9 protein-coding genes are annotated in these 12034 nt (G+C 71.8%); 6 read left to right on the top strand and 3 right to left on the bottom strand.

The window, feature by feature from the left end; all coding sequences use genetic code 11:
* Positions 1 to 100: 100 nt before the first annotated feature.
* Entirely contained in the window at positions 101 to 832 is a 732-nt protein-coding gene (locus D7X99_RS33830; protein WP_121781360.1) for an SAM-dependent methyltransferase, read from the top strand.
* A gap of 4 nt (positions 833 to 836) precedes the next feature.
* Here the strand turns inward: D7X99_RS33830 and D7X99_RS33825 are convergent, their stop codons facing one another.
* A complete protein-coding gene (locus D7X99_RS33825; RefSeq protein ID WP_120580532.1) occupies positions 837 to 1457 on the bottom strand; it encodes a hypothetical protein in 621 nt (206 codons plus the stop codon).
* 285 nt (positions 1458 to 1742) lie between these two features.
* Here D7X99_RS33825 and D7X99_RS33820 point away from each other — a divergent pair, with 285 nt between their 5' ends.
* From D7X99_RS33820 to D7X99_RS33810, 3 genes are all read left to right on the top strand, one after another.
* Positions 1743 to 3098, top strand: coding sequence for a sensor histidine kinase (locus tag D7X99_RS33820; RefSeq protein ID WP_121781359.1), 1356 nt, complete (start codon positions 1743 to 1745; stop codon positions 3096 to 3098).
* Entirely contained in the window at positions 3095 to 4051 is a 957-nt protein-coding gene (locus D7X99_RS33815) for a cyclopropane-fatty-acyl-phospholipid synthase family protein (protein ID WP_121781358.1), read from the top strand. Before D7X99_RS33820 ends, D7X99_RS33815 begins: the two co-directional genes overlap by 4 nt.
* Before the next feature lie 146 nt (positions 4052 to 4197).
* Positions 4198 to 4566 (top strand): hypothetical protein, encoded by a 369-nt coding sequence (locus D7X99_RS33810; RefSeq protein WP_199756401.1) that lies wholly within the window; start codon positions 4198 to 4200, stop codon positions 4564 to 4566.
* 55 nt (positions 4567 to 4621) lie between these two features.
* Here D7X99_RS33810 and D7X99_RS33805 read toward each other — a convergent pair whose 3' ends face one another.
* A complete protein-coding gene (locus tag D7X99_RS33805) occupies positions 4622 to 5956 on the bottom strand; it encodes an outer membrane beta-barrel protein (protein WP_121781357.1) in 1335 nt (444 codons plus the stop codon).
* 285 nt (positions 5957 to 6241) lie between these two features.
* Here D7X99_RS33805 and D7X99_RS33800 point away from each other — a divergent pair, with 285 nt between their 5' ends.
* Both D7X99_RS33800 and D7X99_RS44545 read left to right on the top strand, forming a co-directional pair.
* Complete coding sequence (locus D7X99_RS33800; RefSeq protein ID WP_121781356.1) at positions 6242 to 7492, top strand: DNA repair exonuclease; 1251 nt, start codon at positions 6242 to 6244, stop codon at positions 7490 to 7492.
* A complete protein-coding gene (locus D7X99_RS44545) occupies positions 7489 to 10689 on the top strand; it encodes an AAA family ATPase (RefSeq protein ID WP_121781355.1) in 3201 nt (1066 codons plus the stop codon). Before D7X99_RS33800 ends, D7X99_RS44545 begins: the two co-directional genes overlap by 4 nt.
* On the opposite strand, the gene D7X99_RS33790 is transcribed toward D7X99_RS44545, so the two are convergent.
* Positions 10690 to 11481: a DUF695 domain-containing protein gene (locus tag D7X99_RS33790; RefSeq protein WP_121781354.1), complete on the bottom strand. Its 792-nt coding sequence runs from the start codon at positions 11479 to 11481 to the stop codon at positions 10690 to 10692.
* Positions 11482 to 12034: the final 553 nt, after the last annotated feature.

Here is a 12034-nt window from a genome sequence, read left to right as displayed (position 1 = left end):
TGCCTGACGGCCGGAGGAGCGAGCTGTCCTGACGGGTAGGTGCGTGGGAGGGAATGAAGGGTGGGAGCGGGTGCGCGCTTACGGCAGACTCGGGTGCGTCATGACGGATGGACGCAGCGGGACGACGGGAGCGAAGCGCACGGTGTACTGCGAGGACGCGCTCGCGTGGCTGGACGCGCGGCCGGTGTTGGAGGGGTGCTCGATGGTGGCGTCGATGCCGGACGTCTCCGAGTTCCCCTCGCTCACGGTGCCCCAGTGGAAGGACTGGTTCGTGGGGGCGGCGGCGAAGGTGTTGTCGCGGGTGCCGGAGGACGGGGTGGCGGTGTTCTACCAGTCCGACGTGAAGAAGGACGGGGCGTGGGTGGACAAGGGCTACCTGGTGTCGAAGGCGGCGGAGGCCGCGGGGTGCGACACGCTCTGGCACAAGGTGGTGTGTCGCAGGACGCCGGGGACGGTGACGTTCGGGAGGCCTGCGTACTCGCACCTGCTGTGTTTCAGCCGGGGGTTGAAGACAGACGCGGCGAAGTCCACGGCGGACGTGTTGCCGGACCCCGGCGAGGTGACGTGGACGCGAGGCATGGGGCTCAACGCGTGCCTGGTGGCGTGCCGCTTCATCCTGGAGCAGACGCGCACGCGAACGGTGGTGGATCCATTCTGCGGCCACGGCACCGCGCTCGCGGTGGCCAACGCGCTGGGCCTGGACGCGGTGGGCGTGGAGCTGAGCCGCAAGCGCGCACGCCGCGCGAGGAACCTCCAGGCCACGTGGACGGGCGGGAAGCTGGTGCTGTCCAGCGCGGCCGGTGACGGCGAAGAGGACTCGTCGCCGGAGTGACGGCTCAGGCCGCCTGGGCTCCCGCGAGCGCCTGGGCCACGTCCTTCTCCAGCTGGGTGAGGAACGTCTCGAACAGGCGCTCCTCCAGCGCGAGCGCGGGCTCCAGCGTCGTGCCCACCTTCGTCAGGCGCTCCGTGCACGCGTCCTCGATGGCGCGGCGGTGGGACTGCTCCTCCACCACCACGCGCCCCAGCTCCTCGCGCACCACCGCGTGCCGCGTGGCCGCCTTGTAGAGCGGATAGAGCACCATCGCCCGGCGCTCCACCACCGACGTGGTGAGCAGGTAGTGCAGGTACACGTCCGTCGTTCCCGTGACTCCCGTCACCCACTCCGCCAGCTGCCGGTCCAACGACTGGAACCACGCCGACGCCGCGCCCACGCTCAGGAACTCCGTCACGTCCTCGCGGCCCGCCACCTCACAGGCCAGCTGCTTGAACGTGAACGCGTGGCGCGTCTCGTCCGCCAGGTGCCCCAGCACCTCCAGCGACGGGTGCCGGTCCGCCACCGTGCGCGAAATCTTCCGCGCCCCAATGAACTCCAGCAGCGACAACGTGTGCAGCCACCGCACTTCCAACTCGGGAGACTGAGCCAGCTGCCGCAACACCGTCTGGATTCTGTCACGCATGGTGCGCCCCTCTATCGCGCCCCTCACGTCCTCCCAAGCACTGTTGCTCCGGACAGGAGTCATCACTCGCCCTGACCGGGAAGACAGGGACGGCGGACTGGCCAACAATGTACGTGCCCTCGGGTTTGACCGGGAGGTCTCCGCTGCCGTTTGCTCCCCCGTGTCGAGGGCTGTGCCTGGTGCCGGGGGGTTGACCAGCATGCGTCCGTATCGCGGAGACCTGCATCCGTCCGGGCACCGTCCAGCCCGCGCCGCATTGTCGCGGTCCGGCACAGGTGCGCGCGCATGAAGGCCCTGCCCCTGTCCTCCTGCCAGGGAGTGACGACCTTCCGCCGCTGGATGCGCGCCCAGGACTCGGGCCGGCTCCTCGCGTCCCTGCGCGTGCGCCCCCTCGCGGGCTACCTCCTCCGAGGCTCCGCGCTCGTGGGCGCCGTCGCCTGGGCCCCCGGCGTCCACACCTTCTTCGCCGTGCCCTTCACCCCCGCGCTCGCGTGCTTCCTGCCCGGCGCCGTCCACCGCGTCGCCTTCGCCTGCGCGCACGCACGCCACCGGCGCGTGGGTGCCGTGAGCTGGCTCGCGTGGCTGCCGGGCCTGGCGCTGGAGCACTTCTTCCTCGCGGGCCTCACCGCGCTCGCCGCGCCCCGCGGGGCGCTCGTCCTCGGCGTGCTGCTCATCGGCATCTCCGCGGTGCACGGCCGGCGCTACCGGGTGACGTGGCGCGAGCCCTTCCTCATGGTCGGCACGCTCGTGGCCCTCCTGGGCGCGGCCGCCCTGGCGTGGCACTCCCAGAACGGGCTGCTCCTCGCCGTCGTGGGGCCCGCGGCGCTGGTCGCGCAGCTGTACCTGGGCTCGCTCGCCATGCGCTACGACCAGGCCCGCGCGGACGCGGACCGCCTGCGCGCCGCCGTGCACGCGCAGCTCGTGGAGCAGCAGGAGCGCGACGTGGGCCGCCTCACGCAAGCCATGGCGGAAATCCTCGGCCACCACCAGGGCATGGACCAGGTGCTGCACGACGCCGGCACCGCCGCGGACATGATGAAGGCCTTCGGCACGCAGCGCGGCGTGCTCGCGCGCACCGGCTTCGAGGACCAGTCCCGCCAGCTCCAGGACAGCCTTCGGCAGCTCCAGGAGATGGTGAAGGAGGTGCGCGCCAAGAGCCGCCGCTTCGCCGGCACGGAGCCGGAGGCCGTGGACCTGGGGCTGGTGCTGGAGTCCGTACAGGCCCAGGTGTCCCTGCGCTTCCCCGACGTGGACATCCACGTGGAGATGCAGATGTCCCGGCCGCCTCGCGCGCTCCTGCGCGGCGGGCCGCTCACGCTGCGCCGGGTGGTGGAGAACCTGGTTGTCAACGCATGCGAGGGCAATGGCGAACAGGGCGCTTCCCGGGTCTTCATCCGGGCACGCACCGAACCGCTCAGCGGACGCCTGGAGGTGGAGATCGAGGACGACGGACCCGGCTTCCCTCCGGAGCGCCTCAACGCGCCCGCGGAGGAGCTCTACACGACCAAGTCCCAGGGCACGGGACTGGGCCTCTACACCAGCGAGTGCCTGCTCCGCGCCAGCGGAGGACTGCTGCACCGGCACAACGGACCGGGAGGCGGCGCCCTGCTCCGCATCCTGCTGCCCCGGGAGTACCAATGAAGCCCCTCAGCGCCTTCACCCCGATGCCGTCCACGACCCTGACGCGCGGGCGAGCCGCGAATGAAGCGGTGGCCCCGTCCAGCGACCCGGCCCTGCTCACCCTGTTCGACGTGCGCGCCTACCATGAAGCCCTCGCCGCGCGCGGCCTCGCCCACCAGGGTGCGAGCCCCCGCGTGTACTGCCACACGGGCCTGGTGGACCGGCTGCCTCCGCCCGGCACACCGGGGCCGGAGCTGCGCGAGCGGCTGAGGGACTCGCAGGAGGCGATGCTCGTGGAGCTGGCACGCGCCATGGGCCCCTTCCCGGACGGAGGCGAGGTGCTCGACGTGGGCAGCGTCCTGGGTGGCAGCGCGCTGTACTGGGCCCAGGAGCACCGCGCGCGCGTGACGGCGATGGTGACCGTGCCCACGCACCTGGAACAGGTGCGCCGCTTCGCGCACGAGGCGGGCATGGGCGCGCACGTGCAGGTCCGGCTGTGTACGGGCGAGCCGCCCCGGCCCCGCGAGTGCTACGACGCCGTCATCGCCGTGGAGAACACCTGCGCCCTGCCCCGCGCGGAGTGGCTGCGCGGCGTGCACGCCCGGCTCAAGCCCGGCGGCGTGCTCGCCATCGCGGACTGCTTCTGGGTGCGGCCCGACGCCGTGCATCCGTCCGAGAACGCGTGGAGCCGGCACCTGGGCAGCGTGAACGCGTTCCTCGCCGACGCGCGCGAGGCGGGCCTGGAGCTGGAGGCGCATGACGACGTGTCCGCGCGAGCGGTGGGCTTCTGGACGCTGAGCTCGGAGCTGCGCGTCCACGAGCACCTGGCCCGCGCACCCACGGACGCCCACGGCCTGCGCGCCGCGCTCAACGCCGTGCGCGCCGAGTCGCGTCGCGAGCACCTGTGGTTGCAGCAGGGCCTGCTGGATGGCGGGCTGGAGTACGCGCTGCTCGTGCTGCGCCGCGAGTCCTGAACCGTTGCGTCCAGGCAGGCGGCCCGGCGGGCCCCTGCCCCATGGCACGTGGAGAGGGCGGCCTGGCGGCGTGCGGCCCTCGGACGATGTCCCTGCGTCGCCCCACCCCCAGCCTTGGGTTCGTCACACAAACACGGGGGTCGAGCATGAAGGGTTTCACGCGATGGATGGTGCTGGGGGCGGTGGCGGGCGCGATGGCCCTGACCGGGTGCCAGAGCAAGGACCGCTCGCAGGAGAGCATGGGCGGCGGGACGGGAGGCTCCGGAAGCACCCAGGGGACGCAGGGCACCCAGGGCACCCAGCCTGGCATGGGCACGGGGCATGAGCAGAGCCCGAGCCAGGGCGAAGGTTCGACGATGGATCAGGGCACGGGCGGAGCCGGTTACGACGCGGGCACGGGCGGCTCCGGCTACGACTCAGGCACGGGCGGCTCCGGCATGGAGGGCTCCGGTGGCTCGGGCGACACCACCGGCGGCAACACCGGATCCGGCTCGGTCCCCGAGCCCACCCGCTAGGCCTTGAGCCTCGGGACGGCGCGGGCGTGCCCGGGTGGCGCGCCCGCGCCCTTCCTCAAATCTTCACCATCAACGCGCCGGTGAGGCGGTTCTCCGTCTTCACCAGGTCGGGGCTCCAGCCGTCCACGAGCGAGCCCGGCGCGCCCTGGTTGCCACCGGGCGGCGTGACGCCTCCGCGTCCGGAGAAGTACGGCACGTTGGCGGCGCGGTGGTTGAACTCCACGCGGAAGGTGATGAACGGCTGAGGGATGACGTCCGCGGCCACCTGGAAGTCCCAGGCGCGGTAGCGGTCGCCCGGGTTCGCGGTGAAGTACGGCGTACCGGAGGCCGCGGTCGTCCCGTTGATGGGCGGCAGCAGCACCAGGTAGCGCCCGGGGTTGGTGATGGCGCCACCGCCCACGGTCAGCGCCAGCCGGTCCCGGAGGAACCACGCGCGGTGGTACGCCATGAACCCCAGGAAGTACTGCGACCCGCAGTCCACGCCGCCACCGAACTCACAGCCCGCGTCCAACGTGAGTGACGCCGCCGCCTTGCTGACGAAGCCGCCCGGCGCGTCGTGGTACTTCACCATCACGCTGTCGTCGGTGTGCACGCGCGTGCGGCCCGGATTCCCCAGCGTGTCCGAGCCGTAATACTGATTGCCCACCACCGACAGCCAGCCCGTGGGACGCCACAGCACCTGCCCGCCCACGCCGTAGCCGTCGTTGAAGCGGCCATACGACTGCCAGCCGTTCACGAGCCACGGTTCAATCTTGAGCGTGTCGCTGACGAAGATTTGAGCGCGCACGCCGTTGAAGAACCACGGCGTGTTCGACGACACGTAGGACGGCTGGTAGGTCCAGTTGTCCGCGTTGTAGTAGCTCCACAAGCCGATGTAGCTCATGAAGATGCCGGCCTGCAGGTTGATGCCTCGCAGCGCATCGAAGTGGTAGCCGCCGTAGGCCTCGGAGACGTAGCGGTAGGCGTTGTCCAGGTTCCACTGGCCACGCGTAGGGCTCGCGTCGTTGCGCGGCGTGGTCTGCGAGTACATGCCGAACTGGGTCATCAAGCGGCCCATGACGTTCTTGTAGAGAAAGTCCCCGCCGATGCCGAGCTGCGTGACCTGCACCTCGCCGTGGCGGAACACCTCACTGGATCCGGAGAGCGTGTCGTCCTGCGGGCGGTTGAAGCTGTAGTGGTACGCCGTATCCAGGCGGAACTCGCCGGTGAACGGGCCAAAGCTGAGCGGCTTCTCGTTGGCGCCCGCGTTGCCGGGCAGCCAGGAGAAGTCCGCGAAGGCCAGCGGCGCGGGGCGCTCGTCGGACTGCGCATGCGCGCGCGGTGCGAGCAACAGCACGGCGAGCGCGGGGAGGAATGGGAGGTGGGGCAGCCAGGAGGTGACGGGTCTCATGGCCGGGCCGGATTGCAGCCGTCGTACCCGAGGGCGAAACGCGCGGGACTCCAGGAACCCCGCGAGGTTGGCGAAGAGGTGCGGGCCCTCGCGTCGTGCGAATTGCAGGGTGCCCTTGCGGGACTTCGCGCGAAGCGCAAGAGGACTGGACGCGCATCCAATGTGGCGGATTTTCACCCGTGGACTCCCCGTAGGACCTGGGGGCATGGCCTGTGTCCACCGGCGCGTGACACCTGGAGGCGGGAAGTCGGAGAGAGGGCGGGACTCGGGTACGGTGCCCGCACGATGCGCTTCTCCTTCGTGCACGCCGCGGATCTCCATCTGGACACTCCGTTCCGGGGCGTGGCCACGCACGGCCCGCTCCTGGAGCGCTTCCAGCAGTCCACCTTCCATGCACTCGCGCGCATCGTGGACGTGTGCCTGCGCGAGCGCGTGACGTTCCTGCTGCTGGCCGGGGACCTGTTCGACGTGAAGGACCGCTCGGTGCGCGCGCGGCTGGCGCTGCGCACGGAGCTGTCGCGGCTGGACCGCGCGGGCATCCAGACCTTCATCGTGCACGGCAACCATGATCCGCTGAGCGGCGACACCGGCACGCTGGGTCTGCCCGCGTCGGTGAAGGTGTTCGGCCCGGAGTGGGAGGACGTGGAGGTGCGACGCGAGGGCCGGCGCCTGTGCCACGTGCAGGGCGTGTCCTATCCGGACGTGGAGGTGCGCGAGAACCTGTCCGCGAGGTTCCGCCGCACCGGCGAACACTTCAGCGTGGGCCTGTTGCACGCGAACCTGGGCGGCGACGCGGGCCACGCGAACTACGCGCCCTGCACCGCCGCGGACCTGGCGGCGGGAGGACTGGACTACTGGGCCCTGGGCCACGTGCACACGCGCGCGGAGCACCTGCTGCCCGGCGGCGGCGTGGCGGTGTACCCGGGCAACCCGCAGGGCCGGCACGTGCACGAGACGGGCGAGCGCGGCTGCGTGGTGGTGGACGTGGAGGACGGCGTCGCGCGCAGGCGCTTCGTACCGGTGGACCGCGTGCGCTGGCACCGGCTGGACGTGCCGCTCGCGGGCGTCACGTCGCTGGACATGCTCCAGGCGGTGGCCACGGAGGTGGTGGAGTCACGCTGCGCGGAGGACTTCGACGGGCACGCGGTGCGCCTCACGCTGGCCGGACGCGGCCCGCTGCATCGGGAGCTCGTGCGGCCGGGAGCGAGGACGCAGCTGGAGTCGGACCTGCGCGAGCGGCTGGCGCGCGCGCATCCGCCGGTGCTGCTGGAGTCGCTGCGCGATGGCAGCCGGCCGGAGGTGGACCTGGAGGCGGTGCGCTCCGGAGGCGGCTTCCTGGGCACGCTGCTGGAAGAGGCGCAGGCGCTGTCCCATGACGACGCGGCGCTCGCGTCGCTGTGGGACGACGAGGACCTGACGACGCTGGGGCAGCGGCTCAAGCGGTTGGGCGTGGATGCGTTGGAGACGCCCCGGCCGGAGCTGGTGGCGCAGGCGGGCCAGCGCGGCGTGGAGCAGCTCCACGAGGAGGCATCATGAAGCCGGGCCTGCGCATCAACCGCTTCCAGGTGGACGGCTTCGGGCACTTCCGCGGGTACTCGGGGACGCCGGGGCCGGGGCTCACGCTGCTGTACGGCCCCAACGAGGCGGGCAAGAGCACGCTGCTGGCGTTCCTGCGCGGCGTGCTGTTCGGCTTCGAGAAGCGCGGTCAGCCGGAGCGCTACGAACCGGAGGGCGCGCTCTTCGGCGGCGAGCTGTGGCTGGAGACAGCCTCCGGCCCGCTGGTGGTGCAGCGACACGGCGGCAAGCGCGCGTCGGAGGGCACGCTCACGGTGCGCGGCCTGGATGGACAGCCGCTGCCGGAGACGCTGCTCGACCAGGCGTTGGCGGACGTGCCGCGCGAGCTGTTCTTCGAGGTGTTCGCCTTCCGCCTGGATGAGCTGTCCTCGTTCCAGCGGCTCGCGCGGCAGCGTGGCGTGTCGGAGGCGCTGTTCGCCGCGGGCATGCAGGGCGCGCGAAAGTTGCCGGAGGCGGTGGAGCGGCTGCGCAAGGATGCCGATGCGCTTTACGCACCGCGCGGGCAGAAGCCCGAGCTGAACCGCGTGATGAAGGACCTGGAGGAGGTGCAGCAGGCGCTGCGCGAAGCAGGAGACCGGCCCGCGCTCTACTTCTCCACGCGCGACCAGCTGGCGGAGCGCATCGCGGAGGGCCACGCGCTGGAGGTGGCGCGCAAGCACACCGAGCATGAGCTGGACCACGCCTCGCGGCTGGAGTCCGCGCTGAGTGACCTGACGGTGCTCGCACGCGACCGGGCGGAGCTGGCCACGCTGCCGGTGCTGGACACCTTCCCGCCGGGCGCGGAGACGCGGCTGGAGGACGTGCTCCAGCGGCGCAAGACGTACCGCGCCCAGCAGGCACAGCTGCACGAAAGGCTCGCGCCCATCGAAGAAGCGCGGGAGCGGCTGGCGGCCCCCTGGCCCGTGCGCGAACGCGCGGAGTCCCTGCGCACCGCGCTGGCCACGTACTCCGGACACTCCGAACAGCTTCGCTCGCTGCCCGCGCGCAGGGCGTCGCTCACGTCGCGGCGGCGGCAGCTGGAGCAGTCGCTGGGAGAGCTGGGGCTCGCGGTGGACGCGGGCGGATTGCTCGCGCTGGACCTGGGCGCGCGGGCGCGCGGAGAACTGGAGTCGCTCGCGGGAAGGCTGGACGCGGCGGATACAGCGCTCGCGCAGGCGGAGTCGGAGCAGGCGCGCACGCGCGAGGAACGGGCGCGACTGGAGACGACGCTGGGGCGGGTCCAGGCGGAGCTGACCGCGCTGCCCGAGGCGCGGCCCGCGCAGGTGCGGCAGCGGCAGGCGGCGGTGGGACGGATGCGCGCGGTGCGCGGAGACCTGGAGCGGCTGGCCGAGCAGCGGCTGGAGCAGCGCCGCCAGATGGACGGCGTGCGGGCGCCCACGGACGCGGTGCCGCTGCGCTCGCTGGTGCCGCTGTCGTGGGTGGTGTCGGCGGCGCTCGTGGCGCTGGGGTTCGCGGCGCTCGCGGCGTGGATCGCGGGTCCGTCGGTGGGCGTGCTGTGCGCGGTGGGCGGCCTGCTGCTGGTGGGGTTGCTGCTGCTCGTGCGCCACCGCGTGGAGACGGCGCGCAAGGCCAGCCTGGAGGCACAGGCGGCGCGGCACCGCTGGCGGCAGCAGGAGGAGGAGCGGTTCCGCTCGGCGCAGGCGGCGATGAGCGCGCGCGAGGAACTGCTCCAGCGGGAGCTGTTGAACGCCTCCGGCGCGGCGGGCCTGTCCCCGGGCGCGTCGCTGTCGGATCTGGCCGCGCAGGAGTCGCTGCTCGCGGAGCAGCTGACGCAGGCCGAGCGGCGCGAGCTGCTGGTGCGCGAGGAGGACACGCTGCGCACGGCCTGGGACACGGCGGTGCGAGACGACCAGCGCGTGGAGGAGGCACGGCTGCGCGCGAGCCAGCGCGAGGAGGTGCTGCGCGAGGAGTGGATGGCGTTCCTGGTGGCGCGCCGCTTCCCGGAGGCCCTCTCCGCGGCGTCGGCGCTGACGCTCTGGCTCGACGCCGCGGCGCTGCGGCAGCGGCTGCTGGACCTGCGCACGGACGAAGAGGAGTTCACGGTGGCGGAGGCCGCGTGCGACGCGGTGACGACGCGCCTGCTGCAAGAAGCGCGGGCCGCGGGCATGCCCCCGGGACAGGCGGAGACAGTGGCCGCGCGGGTGTCCGTGGCGCTGGAGGAGGTGCGCTCCCGGGCGGCCGACCAGCGGCACCTGGACGGTCAGCGCGGCGAGCTGCTGGCGGAGAAGGCGCGGCTGGACCAACTGGCGCTGGACGAAGACCAGGCGTGGGAGGCGCTGCTCACGGAAGGCGGCTGCCAGGACGAGGCCACCTTCCGCCGCCGCGCGGTGCAGGCGCGAAGGTACGCGGAGCTGGCGGCCCGGGTGCGCGAGCACGTCCAGCGGGTGCAGGCACTCACCGGCCTGGGTGAGAACGCGGCGAACGAGGAGGTACACGCGGCGGGCGGTGAGACGGGCCTGAAGGAACAGCTCGCCACGCTGCGCGAGCGCCACAAGGCCGAGGGCGAGCGCCACAAGGCCGTGCTCACGGAGCAGGGCAGCCTGAAGACGCAGCTGTCGCAGTGGGAGAACGACGACCGCGTGTCACGGCTGCGCATCCAGGAGGAGACGCTGCGGGCGAAGGCGGCGGAGCTGGCCACGCGCTACGCGGCGGACCGGCTGACGCTGGCGTTGCTCGGAAGGGCGCGCCGCAGGTTCGAGGAGGAGCAGCAGCCGCGCGTCATCCAACTGGCGAGCGAGCTGTTCTCCGAGCTGACGGCGGGGCGCTACCGCCGCGTCTTCATCCCGGCCGGGGACGCGAGAGAGCTGCGGGTGAGCGACGGCGCCAGGGAATGGAGCGCGGAGCAGCTGTCCCGGGGCACGCGCGAGCAGCTGTTCCTCGCGTTCCGGCTGGCCGTCATCCGCGACTTCGGGGAGACGCGGGGCGCGCTGCCGCTCATCACGGACGACGTGCTGGTGAACTTCGATCCGGAGCGGGCCCGAGGCGCGGTGCGGCTCTTCGCGAAGCTGGCGGAAGCCCACCAGGTCATCGCCTTCACCTGCCACCCGTGGCTGCGCGAACTGTTCGAAGCGGAGGGCGCCCACGTCCTGGAGCTGCCCGGCGCCACGAAGTCCCCCCGAGAAGGCGCACAACCGTTACGGGTGGTCTCCAGCGGTTGACTAGAAGTCCTCCGACAGGAGCAGGCAGTCCCAGCCGTCATACGTGCCGTAGTGCGCTTCCACGATGTCGTGGATCTCCTCGGCCACCGCGTCCACCCGCGCATCGTCCACGGTGTCCACCCGGTGGAAGTCCAGGCGGTACCTCAGCCCGGGCATGCGTCCGGCCACGGGAACGAGCTGCCACCGGAAGCCCTGGAACCCCAGGTCCCGCAGCCGGGCCTCCACGTCCTTCGCCAGTGGCTCCCACGGGAAGTACGCGCGGTGGTCCACCTTCCGGGCCACGTCCAACAGATCCCCCTCCGCGCGAAGGAGCGCGACCCGCTGGCGGTTCAGCTTCACCTGCCACTGCAAGGGCGACGGGAAGAGCGTCCGGAGATACGCCGTCCAGCGGGGGTCTCGCGTCCGCGCCACGCCCACGTCATAGGCCCCCTGATGGGCCTGCACGAGAGGCCGCACCTGCTCCGCCGTGACGGACTTCGGGCCATACAGGCAGACGACCTGCGCGCCCTGCGCCACCAGGTGCCCGACCAGCAGCAGCCCCAGGGGACGCAAACACGCCTCCAGCGCGTCCTGCACCGCGAACACCGCGTCCTTCTCATCGCTGTCCCGGAGCCCGTTCGACATCGGGTTCTTCAAGGGGAGGGACAGCTGCCAGAGCACGGGGTGGCTGGCCATCGGCGCGAGCCGGTTGGCACCCAGGTCAATCCACACGGTCTGCGGCCCCTGCGTGGACCACCGGAAGTAGTCCTCGAAGGATTCACTCCAGGGCTTCTCGGAGGACGGAGCGTTCATGCCGGGCAAGTCCAACCTCCAGAGGTCGTGGGCCGGTCGATCTCGCGCCCCCGCGCGGATCCAGACTCTAGCGCACAAAAAAATACTGGGAGCGCGCCCCCTCGACGCGCTCCCAGTAACTCAACCCCTCCCCCGAGGGGTCCCCCTCTCGGATGCGGCCCCCAAGGCTCCGCTTCCGTCCTGCTTTTCCTTCAAGACGTCGACTACCGAAAACCTTGAGTCCCGGAAGATCGACCCCCGAAACCCTTTCCCCCTCTGCCCGGTCCGCTCTGCGTCCCGAGCCCTTGGACCCTGGTGGCTCTGCCCCCAGCATCCCCACCTCGCCTTCAATACGTCGGCCGCGAAAAACCTTGGTTCGACCCTGTTTTTTTCCGCCGCCCCCCTCTGACGCGGCCGGCCGGACGGTCCTCCCCGGGGCGCCTGCGTCAGCGCTGCTGCTACAGTCGCCCACCCTGGAGGGGCGCCATGAAGAAGACGTCGGCGGTGGTCATTGGAGGAGTCGTGCTCGCGCTCCTCATCGGAGCCGGGGTCTTCTGGTGGCAGAGCCCCACTC

Source organism: Corallococcus sp. AB032C, from assembly GCF_003668935.1.
GTDB lineage: Bacteria > Myxococcota > Myxococcia > Myxococcales > Myxococcaceae > Corallococcus > Corallococcus exiguus.
Note: the sequence above shows the minus strand (reverse complement) of the source record. Positions and strands in the feature narration are given on the sequence as shown.